Consider the following 22,953-nt stretch of genomic DNA (forward strand, 5'->3'; position numbering starts at 1 on the left):
GCCAGCATGTTTGCAAACGCCGCGTTTTGGTCGCCGATGAACATGAACCGGATCCGGTCGATCTTCGGTCGCCCCAGAACGTGCTGGTCGAACGCGGTTGCCTCCATGAACGAGCCGGGCTCCCAACGGCTGAGCTTAAAAGGCCCCGCACCGACAAACTCCGTGTCCCAGTAGTGGCTCTCCCTGATGGCCTTTGGATCACCGAGGGCAAAGGTCGATTCGAGCAGATGTCGCGGCAACGGGACCAGTCCCATTCGGGAACCGGTTCCCAGAAGCACCCCGGCGTCGGGGTACGGACCCTTCCAGTGGATTGTCAGCGACCGGTCGTCGTCCGCGCTCACGCGATCCATCTGGTTGTACGGTGCGATGCCGGTCCGAAAGCCGATCTCCGGCGTCGCATTCTCAAAAGTGAACACGAAGTCGCTTGCGGTGAGCGGCGCCCCGTCGTGCCAGACCAGATTCGGCTTCAGGCGGTAGTGAGTCTCCATCGTCCCGTCGGGGAACACCACCCAGCTATCGTCGTGCAGAGCCGGCAGCGCCTCGGCGAGGTACGGGTGAGAGATGCTATCGCCGTCGTACAGGTCCAGAAACGCGCTGAAGGCGCGCGTCCAGAAGTCGCTGGCGCCCAGGCCAGCCATCGGCGCCAGCGCAGCGATGAATTGCGGCTCGCCCTCGATCGATACAACGAGCACGTGCTCCGCGTGCGGTTCCGCAGCCTGCCCCGCCCGTTGAGCGGGTTGAGGAGCGGGCATGCATGCGGCAACCACAAACGCGGACAGGACCAGCATGGAGGTGCGAGGATCTGGGAGCCACGCTGTCATCCGCCGCCTCCACTACCTGTCGAGGTGAAAGAAGTCGATCAAATTCTGGCTGAGCATCTTCCGCCGCTCGTCGGCGGGCACTTCCGCGAGCTGCTGGCTGAGCAGTTTCTGCGATTCGGGCCAGCGGGTTACCTCGTGCGGAAAATCGCTTCCCCAGATAATGCGATCGATGCCAACCTCGTGGCGAAGCTTGACGCCGATGGGGTCATCGAAGAACCCCCAGTACGCGTGCTCTTCAACGTACTCGCTCGGCTTTCGCCGCAACCTATGGAGTCCGAGTGCCCGCTCCGCCCAAACGTGGTTGACCTCGTAGATCATGTCCATCTGCTCTTTGAAGATGGGTATCCAGCCGATCTGATTCTCCGCAAAGTAGATGTGCAGGGCCGGGAAGCGGTCGAAGATTCCCGTCATGATCATTTCGGTCAACTCGAGGCAGCCGCAGTGGGTCGTGCCGTAGCGCGACATCCGGTCCACGATACAGATCGGCGGCCGCTCCCAGCCGTCGGGCTCGATCGGGTACTTGATCGAGAACTCGCCGTATTCTGCGCGCCGAATGTTCATCGCCGTGTGCACGCTGATGGGCATTTGAAGATCGAGCGCCGCGGCCCAGAACCGGTCGTCCTCGGGCGTGGGGTAGCGCTGGCCGTTCGGCCACTTGTACACGACGACGCCGGTGAGCCCCAGCTTCTTGCAGTGCTCCATCTCCGCGATGTCGTCGTCCACCAACCCGCTGTGGGGAAGGAGCCCGATCCCGAGCAGCCGATCGGGCGCGTAGGAGCAGAATTCTTCGGCGAGATAGGCGTTGTACGCATGAACGACGGCTTTGGTGGTCTCCGTGTCGAAGCCCCGCCGACCCCAGATCGTGTACAGGATCTCGGCGTCGACGCCGTCCGCGTCCTGCTCCCTCAGTCGCTGCTCGGGACCACCGTGGCCGACCTCCTCGTCGAAATGGACGAGGCGCGGATCGAACGTCTCGGGACTATGGCCCGCGTAGTGTCCGGTGCTGCCGACGAACGTCGTGCCGTCTGGATAGCGCCGTCCATCCCCGCCGTTCGGCAGCTTGATCCGCTGGGGCAGCTTGTCGCGGAATTTCTCAGGAACGCGGTGCGCATAGGTTTCCGCCTCGAACTGGACGTGACTGTCGCCCGACATGCATGAATACGTCATTATTCTCATGCTCTCCTGGTTCCGATACACGGAAGCATCAGCGAACGCCTGACTCGGCCTCGTCGGGGTATTCGAGGGCCGACCATGGGATGTCGACGGGGACGACGGATGTTCCCCCTCGGATGAGATCCCAACGGATGGATCTGTCCTCCGCCGGCGTCTCCCCCGATTCCATGAATCGCCGAACTGCCGCCAGCATGCGCGCTCGAAGGTGAACGACAACGGTATCGCTCATCCCGAGATGCTCGGTCTCCCGATCGTAGATCGGGCCCATGCTCTCGGTGACCAGCATATCCTGCAGCGGTTTTCCCCAGGGGATCCCCGAGTAGCTCCAGTACTCCCGCCGCTCCCGCATCGCTGTGCGATCCTGCTGGTAGTTGTTCTGCAGGGTGCGGAGCTTGTGGTGGTCAGGAGCGAGGTCCTCCCCAACGCGCTCGCCGCGCTGCGCGAGTTCCGTATCCCGGTCGATCGCGTGCACTTCAGAAGCACGCACGTCGTAGAGCCACGTGTGCTCGTCATCTGCGGGCACGAACATGTGTGGGACCTCGTGCAACCAGACGTGAAACGGGAGCAGCATCGGCGTCATGTTCAGGACCTTCTTCCCTTCTGGGGCGGGTCGATCGCGTCGCGCGCTCCCGTAACGGAAGCCGTAGGCCGTATCAACGATATCCAACGTGTGCGGAAGCGCCGCCTCCGAGCCCACGGTGCCCACCATGCGGATCCCGCGTATGCGCTCGATCTGATCAGGCGTCCAGTGCATCAACGCAAAACCCGCGTGGAGGGCGCTGTTGTGCGCATCGCTCACCGTGCCCTCCAACCCCTGGAGGTAGTTGCAGGCGTAGTCGATCTTCCCGACGACGCGGTGGCTGGCCGGCACGTTCGTCCACCAATAGTTGGGGAAGGGCGGCTGCTTCTCCCTGGGTCCGAGGTAGGCCCACAGCACGTCGCCGGCTTCGACGGTCGGATAGGCGCGGTGCGTTACGTGGTGGCGGATCATGCTCTCGGACGGCTCGCACGGCGTGTCGAGGATCTTCCCCTCCACGTCGACCTTCCACCCGTGGTAGAGGCAGCGCAGCCCTCCCTCCTCGTTGCGGCCGAAGAACAGCGATGCGCCCCGGTGCGGACACCGGTGCTGCATCAGCCCGACGCGGCCGGACGTGTCGCGGAACGCCACCAGGTCCTCGCCCAAGAGGCGGACGCGGATGGGGTCGCAATCCGGCTCCGGTAGCTCTTCCGACAGGCAGGCCGGCACCCAGAATCGTCGGATCATCTCTCCCATCGGCGTGCCCGGACCGACGCGGGTGAGAAGCTCATTTTCTTCGCGGCTGAGCATCCTTCCTCCAAATTACGACCTACACTGGGGCCAATGTTGTCGGCCATTGTACGGGGGATCCCAAAATGGTTCACGGGACGAACGATATCGAGGCAACCGCGCGCGTGGATACGCGTCATCTATACTCAGGACCACGATTTTTGGGGGGCTGCCATGTTGACCGCGGAGGAAAACCGACTCCTTACGCAAGTGGGTCCGGGGACGCCGGGCGGTGAGCTTCTTCGCCGCTACTGGCATCCCGTCGCATTTGTGTCGGACGTCTGCTCGGATAGTCCCGCGAAATACATTCGGATGCTGGGCGAGGACCTCGTCCTCTTCCTCGACAAGAGCGGTAGAGTGGGGCTCCTCGCCGACCACTGCTCCCATCGTGGCGCCTCACTCCTGTACGGCCGAGTCGAGGAGCGCGGTATTGCGTGCGCCTACCACGGCTGGCTATTCGACACGCGGGGCAACTGTCTCGAGACGCCGGCAGAGCCGCCCGACAGCAAGTTCTATCTCACGGTCAAGCACCGCGCCTATCCGGTCGTCGAGCGTTACGGCATGTACTGGACGTACATGGGGCCAGCGCCGGCGCCCGTGCTCCAGCGCTACGACGTCACCGAACGGGGAGTGATCTCCAGCATTCGACGCCTGGAGAGCCTGGACTGTAACTGGCTGCAGACGATGGAGAATCACGTGGATCAAACCCACACGGTGATCCTTCACCAGGCCACGCGCCAGCGAGGTGTGGATGGCATGAACACAGCGCGGGGTTTGATTGACCAGCTCGCGTCGACCGACTACACGGAGACCGCGTTCGGAATTAGTCGCCACCGGGTGGACGCAGACGGCTACGACGATTCCGACCTGCTCATATTTCCCACCTGTCAGCGCATTTACAACATCTTGAACTTTAAAGTGCCGATCGACGACACCCACACGCGGCGGTTCAGCTTTCTCATTGATCTGGGTCTCGGCAATGCGTCGCCGACGGACGCGCGGGCCGCGGCCGGCCGGGACCCTTCTGGACGGATCAGGTACGCCGATGAAACCGTCGGCAAAACGCCGGCCAACGCCCGCCATCCGTTTGCCACCTATCGCATGGACCAGCTTCTATACCAGGACAACACGGTCCTTGAAACCCAGGGGGCGATCTCCGATCGCACCGTCGAGCGACTCGCGACGGCCGATAAGGGAGTTGTGCTACTCCGCAAGCTGCTCCGTCGGGAGATCGACAAGGTGCAGCACGGTGAGGACCCGATCGGAGTAATTCGGGACCCCATGAATGAGCTGATCGACACCAACATCCAGGTCTATATCGATGCAGTGCAGAAGGTTCCCGCACCGGTGTCGGCCGTGTCGGTGGCGCCACAGCCACGGTGAGAGCGGCTGCGTCACCCTCGCAGCTTGAACCATTGACGCCGGCTCGCCTCGAGCCTACAGTGGCGCAGGCCGATGACATGGGAGGGCTGCGATGAGCGGGCACGTCCGGTTGTACGCGGGGACCGAACGCGGGCTTTCCGTGTGGCGCGAGGGGCTCGCCGGCTGGGAGGTCGTTGGGCCGGGCATCCCGAAGGAACCCTGCCGGGCGGTGGCAGGTTCCCGCTCCACGCCAGAGCGCGTGTTCGCCGGCGTCGAGCATGACGGCGTCTACCGGACAGACGACGCCGGCCGGAGCTGGACAAAGCTGCTGGAGCACGATGTCTGGTCACTCACGGTCGATCCCACCGACGATCGCGTCATCTACGCGGGGACCGCGCCGGTGCATCTGTATCGAAGCGAGGATTCCGGTCAGCACTGGGAGGAGTTGACGGGGCTCCAAGAGCTGCCGCCCGAGATCCGCGCCCGCCAGATCTATCCCGTCTTGGGCGAAGAGAGCCACATTCTCAACATCTTCGTGGATCCGGAAAACCCCAAGCACATCGTGCTGGCGCTGGAGCACGGCGGCGTGATCCGGAGCGACGATCGGGGCGAGACGTGGGAGGACGCCACGGAGGGCATCGACTACGTGGACATCCACATGGTGACGAAGCTGCAGGGGCGCGCCCAATACTTTGCCGCGACGGCCCGCGGCTTCTTCTCGACGACGGATCTGGCGCGTGGTTGGACGCGCGCCGAGAACGGCTTCACGCGCGATTATTTCTACAAATTCATCGTCGTGCCATCTCAGGATCCCACAGCAGACCCGGTGATGCTCATCTCGACGGGCGATAAGTCGCCGGGCTCGTGGAACCGACCGGAGGGCGCGCGCGGCGCAATCTTTCGCAGCCTGGACAGCGGTGAATCCTGGCATCGGGTGGGAGCCGGCGCGGGCCTTCCGGAGGATATGCGGGAGCGCGCGTGGAGCTTCGTCCCGCACCCGCACGATCGCAATGCCGTGTTCACCGGGTTGGGGCGCTATCCTTATCCCAACGTCGATACCGGCCCAGGCGCGATCGCCCTCACCCGCGACATGGGCGAGCACTGGGAGATCATGCCCGGCATCCAGGTGAAGCCCGTTTGGGGGCTGTGGGCCGCGGCGGACGATTGAGCGACCCGATACGATGGGCGGGCGCGAGGATCCCGGCTCTCCCGTACTCGACGTGACACGAGGTGCGCATGGATGAGCTGACGCCGATCGCGGCGGGGTACGCCACGCCCGCCCAGGGGGCCGGACCGATGCTCATCACCGTTCGAGCCGGTCTCTTCGAAAAGCATGGGCTTGCCGTCGAACCGCAGGACCGCGGCCGAGCGCGAAGCGTCGTCGACGGACTCATGGCGGGCGAGCTTCAGTTCGGGAACCTCGCCGCGCCCTCCATGCTTCGTATGGTTTTGACCGGCGAAGCGGACGTGGTGTTCCTCGCCCTCGGGATCAATCAGCAATTTCTGGTCGGCCGCCCCGGCCTCGGCAGCAAGCGCGACCTCGCTGGGGCGCGGCTGGCGCGAAGTGGGGATGGGGCGATCACCGATCTGCTCACCGTGTTCCTCCACGAGCAGCTTGGCCGGGAGGGGATCGGCGGAACGACGCTGGTTCCGCATGCGGGCAGCCAGGCCAGCCAGATCGACGCGCTCTTGCGCGGGGAATACGACGCGGTGGTCCTCACGCCTCCCGCAGCCATCGAGGCGCGGCGTAGAGGGTGCCACCTGGTCGTCGATCTCGCGGAATACGGGCTGAATTATTCGCTGGGAGGAATCGCGGCCCGGCGACCCTACGTCGCCGCCCATCCGGATATTGCCCGGTCCTTCATCGCCGCGTACATCGAAGGGCTCCACCGGTACAGAACGGACCGCGCGTTCACGGTCGGCGTGCTGCAAGAGTTCACCGGCGAGCGCGACCGCTCGCTGATGGAGACGCACTACGACCTGACGATGCCCGGGATGCCGAAGGCGCCCTATCCGCGCACAGACGGATTGGCCACCGCGCTTCGCATCATCGCGCGGGACCTTCCGGCGGCTGCGAGCGCGGATCCCGGGGATTTCGTCGACGAGCGCTTCGTGCGCGAGCTGGACGCGAGTGGCTTCATCGCTCGCGTGTATGAGGAGTCGTGAGCGCCGCAAGGGGCCAGGAGTGAGCCTCGCTTAACGAGCGGGGACAGGGACGGACGCTGGCGCCGGCTCGTGGCTCGCCCGCGTGTCGGGCACGTAGGCGATGAGCAGCACGACGACGACAGCCGCCGCCATGGCGACGTAGACGAACGAGAAGCCGTAGCCGCTGTGGTCGGCCAGAAAGGCGAAGATTGAGGGGCTCGCGGCTGTCCCGATCTGCGCGGTGAAACGCCAGAGACCCAGAAACATCCCGCGTGCGCCGTCGGGCGCCACGTCCGCGCCAATCGTCTGCACCGAGCCGCCGGTGAGGCTCTGCGCCGCCGCGGCGCAGAGAAACGCCGCGACGTACCAGCCGAGTGGGAGCTGGAGGAACGCAGTGGCCGCGACGCCGAGCATCGTGAGACTCACGCCGAGGAAGCCGGGCACCATGGTGATCTTGCGGCCGAAGCGATCCATCAGCCACCCGGAGGTAAAGCTCACGGGAAGGGCCATGACGCTCGTCGTGGTCGCGAGGACGCCTATGGCTTGTGCGTCGAGGTTGTAGGCGAACGCCGCGTACAGGTGCATGACGCCGGCAAATATGGGTCCGCGGGCCATGGCTGAGAAGAACGCGACGCCGAAATACTGGAGGCGCGGCAAGACGATCTCCCGCAGACTGGGCCGACGCGTTTGGCTCGGTGCAGACCGGCTTCGTTCCACCTGCACTGGCCGGATCTCCGGCGCCAGCTTGACGGTCGGGATCAGCGCCAGGAGGGCGAGGACGGCGTACGCGGCGAAGGGACTTCGATCACCCCACGTCGCGGCGATCAGCCCGCCGACCAGCGGTCCCGCCAGTCGGCCGACGTTGTCCATCCCGTACATCCACGTCACCTGCCGGCCACGTTGGCTGCTAGCGGCCCCGAACGAGATCCGGGCCAGCCTGGCGAGAAGCCACATCTGCGCTGCCCAACCGTCGAAGAAGCGATAGATCAGCAGCTCCGGGAAGGATTGGGCGGTCATGACAAGCAGGGCCATGGCGGCGGTGAGGATCGGGCCGGCGATCATCACCGGGCGGCGTCCGAACCGGTCGATCACCCATCCTGTCGGCAGCGTGCCGACCATTCCCCCGATGAGAAATGACGTGACGACGAAGCTCGCAAGGCCAAAGCTCACGTCGAACGATTTCGCGATCCGCGGGATGGCGGGCAGTGCGACGCCGGTCCCCAGGGCGAGGAGCATCGCGGGGAAATAGATCGACAGAAACGCATTCCACGAAACTGCGTTTCCTTCTGCACGGCCGCCGGCTCGCCCGGGGGGCGCAACCTCAGTCACGGGCCCATAGTACCGGATGGGCGCGCCACGATACGGCGCTTCGCGCTCGAATCGGCACAGCGTCGCCGCAGAAGATTGGCCATGATGTGTCCCGGTCCGCCGATCAGTATCATGGTGCCATCGCACGATTTCCGATGGGCAGGAGAAAGGCATGGGACGGGGGATCCTGTGGGTACTTCGCGACAGGGTGCGGTGGCACGCGTCCCGCGCATTCGTGCTTCTGGTCACCGCTCTGGTTGGATGCACGACCACACCCGCAAGCGTCGGCCAATCAACAGCGCCGAGGGACACGGGGCAGGCAGACCGCCCGCTGGTGATTCTGGTCGGCGTGGAACCGGCCACGGTCGCAACGAGGGGATTTGTCCAGAAGGGAGCAGGCCTCCACGTCGCGCTGCGCATCTTCAACGCGCTGCCCACCCTCATCGATGCCCGGGGCCAACCTCAACCCGAGCTGCTCGCAAGCATCCCCGCGCTCCACACCGATACGTGGCAGGTGTTTCCCGATGGCACCATGCGCACTCTGTACACCTTGCGGCCCAATCTCACGTGGCACGACGGCGAGCCGCTCACCGCGAACGACTTCGAGTTCGCCTGGCACGTGTATTCCACGCCCGAGCTTGGCCTCGCCAGCCAGCCGCCCATGTCGTCGATCACAGACCTGGAAGTTCTCGATCGCGAGCACTTCGTGATCAACTGGAGCGTGCCCTACCCCGATGCCAACACCCTCTCGCTGTACAACCGGGAGTTCCCCCCGCTCCCGCAGCACATCCTGGCGGGCGCTTTCGATCAGATGGCGTCGACCGGTCGCGATGCGTTCGCCACCAATTCGTTCTGGGGACCCGAATACATAGGAGCGGGACCCTACCGCATGCAGCAATGGCAGCAGGGCGGGTCCATCGACGCGATCCGGTTTGAAGGCTACCCGCTGGGCGCGCCAAAGATCGCTCGCATCCAGCTGCGATTCGGGAACGATCAGAACGTGGTGATGGCGACGCTGCTTTCGGGGGAGGCGCACGTGGCGACGGACAGCTCGATCGCCCAGGCTGCCGAGACCTTACGGGCGCAGTGGGCCCAGACGAACGATGGCGCGGTCTTTCGCTGGCCCAACGCCTGGCACGCCACGGCCTTCCAGCTTCGCCCCGATTTAGCAAATCCGAACGCCATTCTCGACGTCCGCGTACGAAAGGCAATCGCGCACGCCATCGACAAACAGGCGATAAACGAGGCCGTGTACGCGGGCCAGGCGATCTTCGCCGATACGCCCATCTGGGAAGGCTCGGCATGGGGCGAGGCCCTGGATGACTCCATCACGACGTATCCGTATGATCCCCGAACCACTGAGGCGCTGATGAGTCAGGCCGGCTTCGTCAAAGGGAGCGACCGCTTCTACCAAGGAGCGGACGGGCGGCTGTCGCTCGAGCTGGTCACGAATCAGAATCCCGATTTCGTTCGCGAGATTCTCGTGATGGCCGATGGGCTCGGTCGCGCGGGGTTCGATATTCAACAGAAGGTGCTCCCGTCCGCGCAGTCGCGGGATGGGCAGGTCCGCGCGACATTCCCTTCGATGTTCACGAGCAATACAAACCTGGGTGATTCCGCGCTGAACTACCTGGCGATTAGCCAGATCCCCAGCCAGGCGAACCGATGGGTTGGAGGCAATCGCGGTGGCTGGGTCTCCCCGGAGTTTGACCGGATCCTCAGCAGCTTCAACACCACGCTGGATCGCGGAGAGCGCGTGGACCTGGTGCGTCAGATGCTTCGCATTTACAGCGACGACCTACCGCTGGTGTCGCTCTTCTTCAGCGCGCAGCCGTTCGCCTACGTTCGAGGGTTGACAGGTCCCGCTATCGCCGTTCCGGAGTCGAACCTCGCATGGAACGTGTACGAGTGGGAGTTCAGGTAACGAAGCGACAATGGCGGCAACTTCCCGCACCGACGAGGAGGACCCGATGGCTCGCAGCTATCCGATCATCTCAGCCGACTCACACCTGCAGATCGCCGCGGAGCGCTGGACCTGGCGCGTGCCACCCAAGTACCGCGACTGCGCCCCGAAGACGATTCAGCTGCCGGACGGGACCGACGCGACGGTCGTGCTGGATGGCAGGCCCGAGATGTGTACCGCTGGTCTTTCGGGCCTTCCGTACGAGAAACGGACGCCCAACCTCGGTCGATTCGATTCAGCCCCCGGTCGAGGGAGCCCTCAGCAGCGGTTGCAGGAGCAAGATATCGACGGGGTCGACGGGGAGATCATGTACGCATCGCCCGCTGGGGCCGACTCCTACCGACGGATCAAGGCGAAGGACGTCGCGGCCTATGCGGCCGTGATCCATGCCTACAACGAGTTCCTGGCGGAGGAGTACTGCACGGCATCGCCGCATCGGCTGATGGCCATGGGGATGATTCCGGACTCCGGGATCGATGACGCGGTGGCGGAGCTGGAGTACTGCGCCGCCAGCGGCCTGAAGGGCGTCTGCCTGACGCGGTATCCCAGCGGTCAGGAGTATCCCACGCCCGAGGACGACCGCTTCTGGGAGCGCGCGCTCGAGCTGAACATGCCTCTGACCGCGCACATGTACCTTGCCGGGGCCGGGGCAGATGCTGGCCACCCGCCATTCCCACTCCCGTGGGAGCAAGCCGGGCTGCCGTACGATCTGCGGGACGTGGCCCGGGGCCTCGATCCCTTTTCGAAGTTCACGATGTACGCGGTGCGCGGCGCCGGAAACGCCGTCCAGATGATTTTCGACGGATTGTTCGAGCGCTTCCCCGGTCTGCGCTTCTACTTCGCCGAGACGATGGTGGGCTGGCTGCCTCACTTCCTGGAGACGCTCGACGACCAGTACCAGCGTCACATCTCCTGGTCGTCGCGCTATCTGGGCGTGCGCAAGCTCGATCGGATGCCCAGCGAGTACGTGCGCGAGCACTTCTACTGGGGATTCATGAAGAATCCGGTCGGCGTACGCATGCGCCACGAGATCGGTGTCAACCGCATGATGTGGGCGAACGATTTCCCCCACGCGGAGAGCGATTGGCCGGAGTCGCAGCAGGCGATCGAGGTGACGTTCGCGGGGGTGCCGGAAGACGAGCGGGCCCAGATGTTGAGCGGCAACGTCTGCGACTTCTTCCACCTCGATCCGGAGGCTTACCTCTCGGCCTGAGTGACCCGCAGCTCGATCTCGTTGCCGTCCGGGTCATTGACGCGGAACTGGATCCAGCCGCGGCCCACGTCCTTCGGGCCGTCCCACGGCTTGGCGCCGTGGGCGCGCACGTAGTCCAGCAGCTCGTCGATGCTGCGATCGGTCCTGAGAAACAGGGCGAGGTGCTGGAGATTTTGCCCGTCCGGCCGCGGCGTGTAGTTGGGCTCGTGATGGAGCAACACGCGGGTCGCGGGACCAAGCGCCATGGGCGTGTTGACGGCGCCGGTCGCAGCGGTGCGACCCCCGAACATCTCATAGAAGGCGATCGACTTCTCCAGATCTCGAACGCGCAGCACGATGTGATCGAGGCTCTCGACGATGAATGGGCTCTCCACGTTCCGTCGTCCTCCCTGCAAAGTCAGCGGTATGCGGCGGAGATCAATCCGGGAGGGTGATCCCCGCGTCGTGCAGTCGACGAATCAGGCCGGAGCCTTGACCGGTCTCAACGAATCGCCCGGCGGCCGCCCCATCATGCGGTATCTCGAATCGGAATGCGTCGTTGAGCGCGAGTTGGCCGGCCGCGTCGAGCCCGGCGACTTGGCTGATGCTGGTGACCTTGCGCGCTCCGTCGCCCCCTCGGTCCACGTGGACGACCACGTCCACGCACGCGGCGATCCACTCACGGATAGCGGACGGTGTGGCATGGGTACCGGCGGATGACGCGAGGTGCTGCACCCAGCCGAGGGCTTGGGTCGGCGATGCGCCCTCGACCGCCGTCAGCCATCCCCGGACGCCGCGAGTCATGGCCTCCAGCATATCCAGCGCCTCGGGGCCAGTGCACTGAGCAAGAACGATTCGGTCGGGACGGAGGGCCAGGGCATTGCGGAGGAGTTGAGTCGCTCCGATCTCGCCGTGGCCACTCGCATCAGCAGGCCGTTCTTCCAGAGCGACCACCGGGGCGTCGCCGAGCAGAGTGGGGCCCCTCCCGACCATGGTAACGAACTCCCCCGCGGGAATGAACGAGCAGAGGAGATTCAATAGCGTCGTCTTTCCCGCGCCGGGTGGGCCGGTCACGACGATGTTGAGCTTCGCCATGACGCAGGCACGCAGCAGCGCCACCATCTCGCCGGTGAGGAATTCGCGCCCGAGCAGGTCACTGGCGCTCAGCTGCTCGGTCCGCGGTCGCTGGATGGCGATGACGGACCCACGCGCGGACACCGGCGGGATCGCCACGGACACGCGGCTGCCATCGGACAGCGAGCCGAGCCAGACGGGGTTGGACTCATCCACGCGCTGCCCATCCGACGCGACCAATCGGTCGATGAAGAGGCGAACCTGGGATTCGTTGTCGAGCTGCACGTCCGTGAGATGGAACTTGCCCCCCTCCCGGATGTAGACCTGCTGCGGCCCGATGACGAGGACCTCCTCGACGGTCGGGTCCCGCACGAACGGCTCGAGGGGGCCCAGGCCTATGAGGTCCGCGACGATGACTTCGAACAGGCTTTCCAGCGCCGATTCGGATAGCTCGATCGTCTGGCTTTCCACGATCTGGTCGAAGAGCTCGCGGATGTGCTGGCGCATGCCGGACTTGGTGGCGGCGCCCGGGCGGCGCTCCAGATTGGCGACGATTCTGGTCTTCACCCAGCTCTTCAGGTCCGCGTCCGAGCTAATGGTTTCCGGCGGCCCCGCCGTGGCTCTTGCATTGGTCGAATCACTGGTGGCCTGAGACCCTCCCGGTGTCGCGGTTGCCGATTCAGGAGATGGGGGACTGGATGGATTCGCGGATCCAAGGCGGTTCAAAAGTCCCATGGCAGCCTCACCACGTCGTATCGGTCAGAGCACTGCATTATGGGAGATGACCTGCCCGCTGTCGATCCCGGTTCGTCCCGCGGATCCAACGACTGGACTCGGGCTGGATTCCCGAATTTGGACGCGTGTCCCAACGCGATAGACGCGTTGTGCGCGGCTCGCGGGCTGCGTACACTACGCTCGGTCATCCGGCGACCGTCCGCCATATGGGCGATCACGCGGGCGTCCCCGAGCAAGCGCGGGACACAGTTTGACTTGGGAGACTGATGATGCTGTCCAAGGAAGAGAACGAGCTCATCACCCGAACCGGACCTGGAACGCCCGGCGGGGAGATGTTTCGGCGATTCTGGCTGCCGGCCTGCCTGTCGTCCGAGCTACCGGAGCCGGACGGTGACCCAGTCCGTGTCCGACTGTTGGGGGAGGACCTGGTCGCCTTTCGCGATAGTCGCGGACGGGTCGGGCTGATGCCCGAGAACTGTCCGCATCGCGGAGCGGCGCTGTATTTCGGGCGCAACGAGGAAGGCGGCCTGCGCTGTCTCTACCACGGGTGGAAATGCGACGTCGACGGGAATCTCCTCGACACGCCGTGTGAGCCCGAAGGGAGTGTCGTCCGGGACCGCGTCAAGGCTGACGTGTACCCAGTGCACGAACAGGGGGGCGTGATCTGGGCCTACCTTGGGCCCCGCGGAACACGGCCGCCATTCCCCGATTTCCATTGGACTCTGGTGCCGGCGCCGAATCGGTCCATCAAGAAAGTCTTCGAGGAGTGCAACTACTTGCAGAGCCTCGAAGGCTCCATGGACCGCTCCCACAATCCGGTCCTGCACGATGGGCGCGACATCATGCGGTATCCGGATGAACAGGCCCATCTGCGTCAGAAGCCCCGCCGCGTCGAGGTTGTCGATACACGATACGGCCTGGTTCACGTGGCGACGCAGCCTGATCCTCGAGACCCGGGGGGCGGGAAGGCAGTCTCCGCTCGGCCGTTCGTCGTGCCATTCACCTCGTACGTCACCGGTCCCGAATCGGGAAATTGGGGCGATGCGAGCTGCGACGTGGGCGCGCACCCGTGGGGTGTGCACCTGTTCGTCCCAGCGGATGACTACAGCAACTGGTACTACGAGATTCGCTACCATCCCAGCATGGAGGTAGACCAAATCGAGCCGGATCGCTTTCTGGTGGTGGGCGTCGACATCGACGAGTCCGGGCGGAAGATCAAGCGTCGGCTGGAGAATCGGTACCTGCAGGACCGAGGTGCGATGCGGGCCAAACGCACGTTCTCCGGCATTCCCGGCCGACCCCACGAGGATATGGCGATGATCGAGTCCATGGGGCCGATCTACGACCGAACACGAGAGCATCTGGGGCTGGCCGACGTGGTCACCATTCGGCTTCGGCAGCGCCTGCTGGACGCGGTGCGAGCGGTACAGGACGGACGAGAGCCCCCTGGCCTCGATCCTACGATCCCATACGACCGGCTCGCCGTCTTCAGTCGAGTCGTGCCGAGCGACACGCCCTGGCAGGCGGCCGGAATGGACATCGGTGATGCGGCCGCGCTCCCGGCGAGCGCGCTACGGTAGGGACGAGCCCCCGGCCGATCGGCGATTTGCGCTCCTGTCCGTTGTCACCCGAGAGGTACGTCCGTCGACCACTCCACCTCGTGAGCCATCGCTGTGGACTCAGGGACCGCAGACCGGTGGAATGTGAGCGCGCTCCACGTGACGAGGAGCAAATTGGCGAGAAACGGCGCGATCGGGTTGAGACTGAGATCGATGGCGGCCGCGAAGAGGGCAAGGTACGGGGCGAGAATCCACGCGGCGGCGATGCGCACGGGCAAGCGTCCCCGGCCGGCCAGGTAGAAGAGTGGCGCGCTGAGTAGCAGGCCGGTGTCGATAAGCGAATACCACGTCACACTGCAGGTCGCCGCGAGGGTCCCGAGCGTCATTGTCGCGAATGCGCGTGAATGAGGGCGTCGTGCTCGGTGCCACAGGGACAGCGCACACATGGCGGTGAGCAGCATGCCCGTGATCGCGACCGACCAGGCAATCGTCGGCGGGATCTGCGTCGCAAGCCGAACGGCCATGCCTCGCCAGTTCGGCATGATACTTGGCTGCGCCGTGATGCCGTCCGCCGAGTACGACAGAATGAGCTGGGCCTCGCTCGCGAGGGCCTCGACACCTCCGACCGCCAGAGAGACGAGGATGACGGCGACAGCCATGGTGAGGAGTCCAAGGAGCATTCGCCATCGATGGGCGATGACCAGAGCCGGTGCGAAGAGGATCAACGTCTGGGGTTTGACGAGAAGCGCGCCTAGCCAGAGACCCGACCGGTAGTCTGCCCCACGCATCCCGAGTCGGAGGAACTCTCCGAGCGCGATCAACAGAAAAGGGTTCACCTGGCCCCACCGCAATGAATACAAGGACGGAAACGAGAGCACGACGGCGAGCCCGATGCTGCGCGACGAATGGATCCCCGTGGATCGCTTGAGCACGAGGAGATAGGCCGTGATCGCCGCGAGGCTCAGGGCGCTCCAGATCGCAAATCCGGTCGTCCAATCGACGAGGAGCAGCGGCTGGAACAAGACCAGGTAGGCGGGGAGATAGGGCACGTCCACGGTGACAAAATTCGTGCGGAACTGCCCTGGCTCCGAAAAGCCGACGAGGTGGCTCTCGAAGGCGCCGAGCAGCTGCAAGTCGTAGACCTTGGCATAGCCGTAATCGTGCGCCACCTCCGCGGCGGCTCGATAGGCCCGGAAATCGGAACCGGCCCACGCATAGAGGCCGTCACGCACGACGCCCTGGAGAATGACCAGGCCGTAGATCGTGGCGAGCGCGAGAGCCGCGGCATTGATGCATCCCGCGGGCGACCACCGTGAGCGATAAGCAAGCCACAGCGTCCGAAATCTGCTGACTGCTGGGGAGGCGCCCCGGACGGCGAGAAGGGGCCTGCAGACGGTCCGCGGGAGCCAATTTTGGTCCATTTCGTCCTGATCGCACGCGACTGGGGCTGTCGCGCTGTGAGCGGAGCGAAAGATACGACCGCGGATCATTACATGTCTATTACTGAGTGATTACGAATCTGTACATTCCGCCTCGGGGAGGGCGATATCATTTGACGCGGACCGTGTAGACGAGGACATCCGCTTGGAACCCGCGACGGTGGTGCGTGGGCAGTCCACCCGCAGCGCGAAGCACGGAGGATCGAGTGGAGCCGCACAAGGACGGCTGGCAAGGCGACGGCTCGCCAAGCGAATCGACGCTCCGCGCGCTTGCTGAGCAGACCGCGTCGGGGCTGCTCGTGGTTTCGGACGACGGCACGATCCGCTACGCCGGAAGCTCCACTGAGGTGCTTCTGGGTCATCCACCGCGCGACATGGCGTCCACGAATGTTTTCGCGCTCGTGCACGCAGAAGACGTGGAGCGGCTCCGGTTGGCGATCGCCGCTGTCGGGCCGCGCGAAGGGGACACCAGCTACGAGGAATTTCGGGTGGCTGCGCCTACCGGGGGTTGGCGCTGGGTGGGCGCGTCCATACGCAACTGTACAGCCGACCCGCAGATAGGCGGCCTGCTGCTTCATCTGCACGACGTCACCAGGCGAAAGCAGCTCGACGAGAACGCGGTCCTGCAGCAGGTGATGTACGACCGGCTGACGGGCTTGCCGAGCCGCCCGCTGCTCCAAGACCTGCTCGAGCGCGCGTGTCTCGTGGCGGCTCGCGAGCGCGAGCCGCTGGCGGTGCTCCTGATCAACATCGATCGATTCAAGGACGTGAACGTGGCGCTCGGACACACGCTGGGCGACGCGGTGCTGGCGATGGTGGCGCAGCGCCTACGGGCAACCCTTCGCGTTTCCGACACGTTTGCGCGGCTGATCGGCGACGAGTTCGTTGCGCTCTTGCGGGACAGCGACGAGGTCAGCGCGCTGAACGTAGCGGAGCGCGTCGCGGCAGCATTCGAGGAGCCGTTTCTCATTGACCGCAACCGGATCGCCCTGAGTGCCAGCATGGGAATCGCTCTGTACCCAATGCACGGGAAAGATGGCGAGGAGCTCCTTCGGCACGCGGACGTCGCCGTCCAAAACGCGCGCGAAATGCACCTTCCCTGCGCGGTGTATCGCTCAGAAGACGACGGCCGCACCGTGCGCAGACTAGCCATGCGCGCCGAGCTTCGCGAGGCGATCGAGCAGAACCGCCTCGTTCAGTACTACCAGCCGAAGCGCACACTGCGCACGGGACGTATCGAAGAGGTCGAGGCTCTCGCGCGATGGGCGCACCCTTCACAGGGCTTCGTTCCGCCATCTGAGTTCATCCATCTCGCCGAACGCTGGAATGCGATTAAACCGTTGACGATTTGGGCGCTCCGGACCGCCATCAATGAGGCCGAAACGTGGAGCGCCGCGGGCTTGCCCCTTACCGTGAGCGTGAACTTGTCGACGCGAGACCTGCACGGGCAAGACCTGGTGCCCGCGGTGAGCGAGCTACTGGGCGGGGCTGGGTTGGATCCCCACGCCCTCATCCTGGAAGTAACCGAGAGCACGCTCATGGTGGATCCCGACAATGCGCGGTACGTCCTGGGGCAGCTCCAGGCGCTCGGTGTCGGGATCTCGGTGGATGATTTTGGAACGGGCTACTCCTCGCTTTCGTACCTGTCACGCTTGCCCTTGGACGAGCTGAAGATCGACTCTTCCTTCGTCGCCGGAATGAGGAGGACGGATCGAGAGCGGCTTGTGGTGGCGACGACCATTGATCTGGGCCATCGACTGGGGCTGACCGTGACCGCGGAAGGGGTCGAGGACGAGGCCACAGCCGGAACGCTGGCGGAGATGGGTTGCGATAAGGTCCAAGGGTACTACGTGTCTCGGCCGGTTCCCTCCGAGGAGCTGATGCGCTGGCTCCGCGAGACAGCTACGTCTTGAGGCTGTTGAGGAAATATTGAGGTGGAGCCCGGGTCTGTTGACATCTTGTTGAGCGAAAGCCCTCTATCGTCCTGATTGCGCAGCGCTTCCGAGCGTGTGCGGGGCTGGTGCCCGCCAACGGGTCCAGACAGGAACAGGAGATGGAGAGATCGTCGGACCAGCCGGACGCAGAAATCCGGCCTGACCGACATGGCGCGAACGGCTCCGGGCGGGGCGACGCGAGGACGGACCCCGGCCAGACAAAGGTGCGAATCGGGCGGCACCAGGGCCGCAGTGTCGAAGTTGCCGGCCGGAGGCCTGGCGACCGCTACGTTCGGACCGTCAGACGTCGAGCTCCGGAGTTTCGAGTTTCTGGGCCGGGCCAGCTCGTAGCGACCGAACGCGTATTTCACCCATCCGGGACTTTTGGGCGGATCGCCGAGCGTGTCCGCCGAGTGATCATCGGGCAGCGGATCCCGAACGAGCGCGAGCTTCACGAGCGCATTGGCGTGGTCAAGGGCCTGGCCGTTTTCGCCTCGGACAACATCTCGTCGTCCGCCTACGCGTCGGAGGAGATTATGCGCGTGCTCCTCCTTGCGGGGGCGGGCGCGCTCAGCCTCACATTGCCGATCACGATTGCCATTGTGATCGTCCTTGCCATTGTCGTGGCGAGCTATCAGCAAACGATCCATGCATATCCAAATGGCGGCGGCTCCTACATCGTGGCCAATGACAACCTCGGCGCGCCGGCGGGCCTCACCGCCGCGGCGGCTCTCCTCACGGACTACGTCCTGACCGTATCGGTCTCGATTGCTGCGGGGGTCGCGGCTCTCACCTCTATCTTTCCCGCCATGTACGAACCGAAGGTATGGATCGGGGTGGGCTTCGTAGTCCTGCTCACCATGGGAAACCTCCGCGGGATCCGAGAGAGCGCATCGATCTTCGCAGCACCAACGTACCTGTATCTCGTGTCGATTTTTGGGCTTCTGGCATATGGGCTCTATCTCACTACTACGGGCGCCCTCCCGACCTATCACGCGCCTCTTGAGTGGCAGGAGGCCGCGGGGACCCAGGGGCTCGGAATCGTGCTCCTGCTGCGCGCGTTTGCTTCGGGTTCGGTAGCCCTCACCGGCACGGAAGCGGTTTCGAATGGCGTTCCAGCATTTGCTCCGCCAGAGTCGGCGAGGGCGCGGATGGTGTTGATCCTCATGGGAAGCTTCTTCGGGATCATCTTCTTGGGGATCAGCTTCCTGGCCGGACAACTCGGAATTCTTCCCGATCCGACAGAAGCCGAGACCGTCGTCAGTCAGCTCGCCCGAACCCTCGTCGGCGAGGGGACGCCGTTTCACTATTTGATCCAAATTTCGACGGCGTTGCTACTCGTTCTCGCTGCTAACACGGCATTCGCCGATTTTCCTCGGCTGGCCAGCATTCTGGCCAAGGACGGGTACTTGCCGCGCGCGTTCCAATTTCGTGGCGAGCGTCTCGCGTTCAACGTGGGGATCGCACTGCTCGCCCTGCTTGCCGCCGCGCTCATCGTCGGGTTTGGCGGAAGCGTCACGAATCTCATTCCGCTCTATACGGTGGGCGTCTTTGTCGCGTTCACGCTGAGCCAGACGGGCATGGTTCGGCACTGGTGGCGACTGAAGTCGGTCGAACGGACATGGGGCTGGCGCGCACTTTTCAACGGGATCGGGGCGCTTGCGACGGGGGTCGTGGCGATCGTTGTCGGAGCGGTCAAGTTCTCCCTCGGCGCCTGGATGGTGCTGGTGCTCATCCCGATCCTCATCTCGGTAATGTGGGCAATTCGTCGCCACTATGGACATGTGGAGGCGGCCCTCGCGATCGATTGGCCTGAGACGCTGCCGCCCCCGCCGCCCGCGCCCGACGTCGTAGTGCCGATCCGCGCCCTCGATCGAGCGACGATCGAGGCGCTTTCCTACGCACGGTCGATCTCGCCGAACGTCACCGCTGTCCACGTATCTGATGACCGCGGCCAGGCGGCGTTGCTGCGGCAGCGATGGGATCAGATGAAGAGCGAAGTTCCCCTGGTAATCATCGAGTCACCGTTTCGCTCGCTGATTCCGCCCCTCGTCGCGTACATCGCAGAGCAAGATGACCAGGAGCCCGGCAGGCCGATCACCGTCGTGCTGCCAGAATTCGTCCCTCGCCACCTCTGGGAGCAGTTGCTCCACGGTCAGACGGCGTTGCGCTTGAAGCTCCGCCTCTTTGCGCGTCCGCACACCGTTGTGGTCGATGTGCCCTACCACCTCCACAGAGTAAGCTAACCATGGATTGGAGCACCGACGGATCCATTTCGCCGTCGGATCGCGCGCTCGTCGAGTTCATTGCCGCCACGGCCGCGACCATTGCGCGGAACCCTCACTTGGGGGCACTGCTCGCGGCCCCATGGCGTCGTGGAATGAGCGATCTCGCTCGCCATGTCGCGGACTCCGCTGGTGTCGATCTGGTGATCTCAGTCGAAGGACGGTTTGCGCGACTGTGTTTCAGTCCCCGTCACCAGGATCGGAGCGTGGCGACATGGGCGGCCAGGCCGGGGTTGTGGCAGGTCATGCGCGTCGGGTCACGTGTGTCGCGATGAGTCATTCGGTGCATCTTCTGGCGCTGCGCAACTGCCCGATTTCGTCATGAGCACGCTGAGGCTGGTCGCGCTGGATAGGTTGCGGAGCCTGGGTTGGATGCGTCGGCTCGCGGGCTACGTGTCCGCACTGGTCGCCGTCGGCATTGTCACCGGCGCAATCGGGCTAGCAAGCACACAGGTCCATCTCGCGAACGCGTCGATGCTCTACCTCATAGCGGTGAGCGCGCTCGGCATCTTCTTCGGCAAGGGGCCGGCGGTGGTCGCTTCGATGGCCGCGTTTCTGGCCTTTGATTTCTTCTTCATCCAGCCGATCCACACGCTGACGGTCACAGATCCCGAAGAGTGGATCGCCCTCCTCGTGCTCCTGTTCACGGCCGTTGCGACGGGTCAGTTGGCAGCCGCTCAGCGCCAGCGGGCGCGAGAGGCGGAAGCCCGTGAGCGCGAGGCTATCGTGCTCTACGACGTCGGTCGCACGCTGTCAGAATCCGACTTGGACCAGGCGTTGCCAGCCGTCTCGAGGCGGCTGCGGCGGGAATTGAACCTCGACGCCGTGGCGATCGAAGTCCACGGCGCATCCGGGGGCCGCATTGAGCGAGCGGAGGTAGGCGCCCCGTACGCTGTCGAGGCAACTCGACACGTGGCCACGCAGCCGGCGATGGTGTTGGGCACGAACCCAGAGGAACGAGGGACGGCCCTGGGGGTCCCGGGCCACTGGTTTCGGGCTGTTCCATCCTCAACACCCCGCAGCGAGCGCAGACACCCGCGGCGGCTTCATGTTGTTCCAATCCACAGTCGTGATCGCCAAATTGGGCGCCTGATTCTGGTCCGGGTCCCCGGGGCAACGACGTTTGCCAGATCGGAAGACCGTATGCTCCTCGCGGTGACGAATCAAATCGGACAAGCTGTCGAACGCTCGGCGCTCCGCCGCGAAGCGATGGAGGCCGACGTTCTGCAGCGGGCGGATTCCCTCAAAACGGCGCTGCTGAACGCCGTTTCGCACGACCTCCGGACGCCGCTCGCTTCGATCATCGCGTCCGCCAGCAGCCTGCGTCAGCACGACGTCACGTGGTCGGAGGACGAACGAGACGCCTTCGCGGAGGCGATCGAGCAAGAGGCTACGAGGTTGAATCGGATCGTTGGGAGCCTACTCGATCTCTCGCGGATCCAGGGCGGAAGCCTTCACCCGCAGCGAGACTGGTACGACCTCGGATCTCTCATCGACGATGTGGTTGGGCGCCTCGGCCCCGGACTCGGCCGATGCACGGTCACGACGGATGTGCCGTCCGATCTGCCTCCCGTATTCGTCGACTCCACCGAGATCGATCAGGTGCTCTCGAATCTCCTCGAAAATGCCACCAAGCACACGCCGTGCGGCACCGAGGTGCGCGTCGCCGCGCGCACGCACGACGATGAGATCGAAGTTGAGGTGACGGACGCCGGTCCAGGCATTCCGCCGGACGCATTGGGGCAACTCTTCGACCCCTTCTACACGCTCAGTGCGACGGGCGGTCAGCCCAGGGGCATCGGGCTGGGGCTTGCCATCGCGAAGGGCCTGGTCGAAGCTCACGCGGGGAGGATATGGGCGGAGAATCGCACCGAAGGCGGCGCCCGTTTCGTCTTCACCCTACCTGCCCGGACCGCGACGAGCGTACAAGGCGAACCGTGAGTGCGCATTCCCACCCCAAAATCCTGATTGTGGACGACGAGCCGGCGATCCGCAGAGCCGTCAGGACGAATCTTGTCGGGCATGGGTACGCGGTCGAGGAAGCGGAGAACGGCCGCGCGGCAGTGGAAATGCTTCTGTCGAGCAATGTCGACCTAATACTGCTGGATCTCGGTCTGCCGGACGCGGAAGGGCTGGAGGTCATTCGGGAGATTCGCACCTACGCGCAAACGCCAATCGTCGTCCTATCCGTCCGCGACGCGGAGCGCGACAAGGTCGCGGCCCTCGATGGCGGCGCAGATGACTATTTGACCAAACCGTTCGGCGCCAACGAGCTCTTGGCTCGCATCCGCGTGGCGCTTCGCCATGCCGGCCGTGGACCGGACAGTCTCGGCGTCGTACTCACCGCCGGCGATCTCAGCTTGGACGTGGACAAGCGCAGGGTCACCCGGGCCGGACGGGAGATCCACATGACGCCCACGGAGTACGAGCTGCTGAACGTGTTCATGAGCCATCCGGGTAAGGTCCTCACCGACCGGATGCTGCTTCGCGCTGTATGGGGGCCGTCGTATGGTGCGGAAGCCCACTACCTGCACGTCTACGTGGCCCGCCTTCGGAAAAAGATTGAACGGGATGGGCAGCAGGCGCGCTATGTGAAGACGGAGCCCGGCGTCGGCTACCGGTTTATGGCAGACGAGCCCTGACGGGACCTCTCGCGC

At 64.6% G+C, this 22,953-nt stretch carries 17 protein-coding genes; 10 read left to right on the forward strand and 7 right to left on the reverse strand.

Annotated features, from left to right (window positions below):
• The 3 genes from VFC51_17650 to VFC51_17660 all read right to left on the reverse strand — a co-directional run.
• The coding region (locus tag VFC51_17650; protein HZT08852.1) for an ABC transporter substrate-binding protein at positions 1 to 821 on the reverse strand (821 nt) is incomplete at its 3' end.
• A 12-nt stretch (positions 822 to 833) separates the two neighbouring features.
• Positions 834 to 1,973, reverse strand: a complete 1,140-nt coding sequence (locus tag VFC51_17655) for an amidohydrolase family protein (GenBank protein ID HZT08853.1) — start codon at positions 1,971 to 1,973, stop codon at positions 834 to 836.
• A 52-nt stretch (positions 1,974 to 2,025) separates the two neighbouring features.
• On the reverse strand, positions 2,026 to 3,321 hold the full coding sequence (locus VFC51_17660) for a Rieske 2Fe-2S domain-containing protein (GenBank protein ID HZT08854.1): 1,296 nt from the start codon (positions 3,319 to 3,321) through the stop codon (positions 2,026 to 2,028).
• A 153-nt stretch (positions 3,322 to 3,474) separates the two neighbouring features.
• Between VFC51_17660 and VFC51_17665 the strand changes: the two genes are divergently transcribed.
• The 3 genes from VFC51_17665 (at position 3,475) to VFC51_17675 (ending at position 6,828) form a co-directional block, all read left to right on the forward strand.
• Positions 3,475 to 4,683, forward strand: coding sequence for a Rieske 2Fe-2S domain-containing protein (locus VFC51_17665; protein HZT08855.1), 1,209 nt, complete (start codon positions 3,475 to 3,477; stop codon positions 4,681 to 4,683).
• Between the two features lie 91 nt (positions 4,684 to 4,774).
• Entirely contained in the window at positions 4,775 to 5,830 is a 1,056-nt protein-coding gene (locus tag VFC51_17670) for a hypothetical protein (GenBank protein HZT08856.1), read from the forward strand.
• Positions 5,831 to 5,898: 68 nt separating this feature from the next.
• Positions 5,899 to 6,828: an ABC transporter substrate-binding protein gene (locus tag VFC51_17675; GenBank protein ID HZT08857.1), complete on the forward strand. Its 930-nt coding sequence runs from the start codon at positions 5,899 to 5,901 to the stop codon at positions 6,826 to 6,828.
• A 30-nt stretch (positions 6,829 to 6,858) separates the two neighbouring features.
• Here VFC51_17675 and VFC51_17680 read toward each other — a convergent pair whose 3' ends face one another.
• A complete protein-coding gene (locus VFC51_17680; GenBank protein ID HZT08858.1) occupies positions 6,859 to 8,136 on the reverse strand; it encodes an MFS transporter in 1,278 nt (425 codons plus the stop codon).
• 151 nt (positions 8,137 to 8,287) lie between these two features.
• Here VFC51_17680 and VFC51_17685 point away from each other — a divergent pair, with 151 nt between their 5' ends.
• Both VFC51_17685 and VFC51_17690 read left to right on the forward strand, forming a co-directional pair.
• Positions 8,288 to 10,039: an ABC transporter substrate-binding protein gene (locus VFC51_17685; GenBank protein ID HZT08859.1), complete on the forward strand. Its 1,752-nt coding sequence runs from the start codon at positions 8,288 to 8,290 to the stop codon at positions 10,037 to 10,039.
• A 46-nt stretch (positions 10,040 to 10,085) separates the two neighbouring features.
• The gene (locus tag VFC51_17690; GenBank protein HZT08860.1) at positions 10,086 to 11,291 is read left to right on the forward strand and encodes an amidohydrolase family protein; all 1,206 of its coding nucleotides are present in this window, start codon (positions 10,086 to 10,088) and stop codon (positions 11,289 to 11,291) included.
• On the opposite strand, the gene VFC51_17695 is transcribed toward VFC51_17690, so the two are convergent.
• Positions 11,276 to 11,665: a VOC family protein gene (locus VFC51_17695; protein ID HZT08861.1), complete on the reverse strand. Its 390-nt coding sequence runs from the start codon at positions 11,663 to 11,665 to the stop codon at positions 11,276 to 11,278. The genes VFC51_17690 and VFC51_17695 overlap by 16 nt on opposite strands.
• Before the next feature lie 43 nt (positions 11,666 to 11,708).
• Positions 11,709 to 12,911, reverse strand: a complete 1,203-nt coding sequence (locus VFC51_17700; protein HZT08862.1) for an ATPase, T2SS/T4P/T4SS family — start codon at positions 12,909 to 12,911, stop codon at positions 11,709 to 11,711.
• Between the two features lie 437 nt (positions 12,912 to 13,348).
• On the opposite strand from VFC51_17700, the gene VFC51_17705 reads away from it, so the two are divergent.
• Positions 13,349 to 14,659: a Rieske 2Fe-2S domain-containing protein gene (locus VFC51_17705; protein HZT08863.1), complete on the forward strand. Its 1,311-nt coding sequence runs from the start codon at positions 13,349 to 13,351 to the stop codon at positions 14,657 to 14,659.
• Positions 14,660 to 14,703: 44 nt separating this feature from the next.
• Here the strand turns inward: VFC51_17705 and VFC51_17710 are convergent, their stop codons facing one another.
• A complete protein-coding gene (locus tag VFC51_17710) occupies positions 14,704 to 16,059 on the reverse strand; it encodes a glycosyltransferase family 87 protein (GenBank protein HZT08864.1) in 1,356 nt (451 codons plus the stop codon).
• Between the two features lie 224 nt (positions 16,060 to 16,283).
• Here VFC51_17710 and VFC51_17715 point away from each other — a divergent pair, with 224 nt between their 5' ends.
• The 4 genes from VFC51_17715 to VFC51_17730 all read left to right on the forward strand — a co-directional run bounded on the left by VFC51_17715 (position 16,284) and on the right by VFC51_17730 (position 22,938).
• Positions 16,284 to 17,990: an EAL domain-containing protein gene (locus tag VFC51_17715; GenBank protein HZT08865.1), complete on the forward strand. Its 1,707-nt coding sequence runs from the start codon at positions 16,284 to 16,286 to the stop codon at positions 17,988 to 17,990.
• Between the two features lie 434 nt (positions 17,991 to 18,424).
• Complete coding sequence (locus VFC51_17720) at positions 18,425 to 20,257, forward strand: APC family permease (GenBank protein ID HZT08866.1); 1,833 nt, start codon at positions 18,425 to 18,427, stop codon at positions 20,255 to 20,257.
• A gap of 411 nt (positions 20,258 to 20,668) precedes the next feature.
• Positions 20,669 to 22,237, forward strand: a complete 1,569-nt coding sequence (locus tag VFC51_17725) for an ATP-binding protein (protein ID HZT08867.1) — start codon at positions 20,669 to 20,671, stop codon at positions 22,235 to 22,237.
• Positions 22,234 to 22,938, forward strand: a complete 705-nt coding sequence (locus tag VFC51_17730) for a response regulator transcription factor (protein HZT08868.1) — start codon at positions 22,234 to 22,236, stop codon at positions 22,936 to 22,938. Before VFC51_17725 ends, VFC51_17730 begins: the two co-directional genes overlap by 4 nt.
• Positions 22,939 to 22,953: the final 15 nt, after the last annotated feature.

The organism is Chloroflexota bacterium (genome assembly GCA_035652535.1).
GTDB lineage: Bacteria > Chloroflexota > UBA6077 > UBA6077 > SHYK01 > DASRDP01.

Coding starts and splice junctions, on each gene's coding strand:
- VFC51_17665 (HZT08855.1), top strand. CDS start 3,475: ATGTTGACCGCGGAGGAAAACCGACTCCTTACGCAAGTGGGTCCGGGG.
- VFC51_17705 (HZT08863.1), top strand. CDS start 13,349: ATGCTGTCCAAGGAAGAGAACGAGCTCATCACCCGAACCGGACCTGGA.
- VFC51_17660 (HZT08854.1), bottom strand. CDS start 3,321: ATGCTCAGCCGCGAAGAAAATGAGCTTCTCACCCGCGTCGGTCCGGGC.
- VFC51_17670 (HZT08856.1), top strand. CDS start 4,775: ATGAGCGGGCACGTCCGGTTGTACGCGGGGACCGAACGCGGGCTTTCC.
- VFC51_17675 (HZT08857.1), top strand. CDS start 5,899: ATGGATGAGCTGACGCCGATCGCGGCGGGGTACGCCACGCCCGCCCAG.
- VFC51_17710 (HZT08864.1), bottom strand. CDS start 16,059: ATGGACCAAAATTGGCTCCCGCGGACCGTCTGCAGGCCCCTTCTCGCC.
- VFC51_17690 (HZT08860.1), top strand. CDS start 10,086: ATGGCTCGCAGCTATCCGATCATCTCAGCCGACTCACACCTGCAGATC.
- VFC51_17725 (HZT08867.1), top strand. CDS start 20,669: ATGCGTCGGCTCGCGGGCTACGTGTCCGCACTGGTCGCCGTCGGCATT.
- VFC51_17685 (HZT08859.1), top strand. CDS start 8,288: ATGGGACGGGGGATCCTGTGGGTACTTCGCGACAGGGTGCGGTGGCAC.
- VFC51_17655 (HZT08853.1), bottom strand. CDS start 1,973: ATGTCGGGCGACAGTCACGTCCAGTTCGAGGCGGAAACCTATGCGCAC.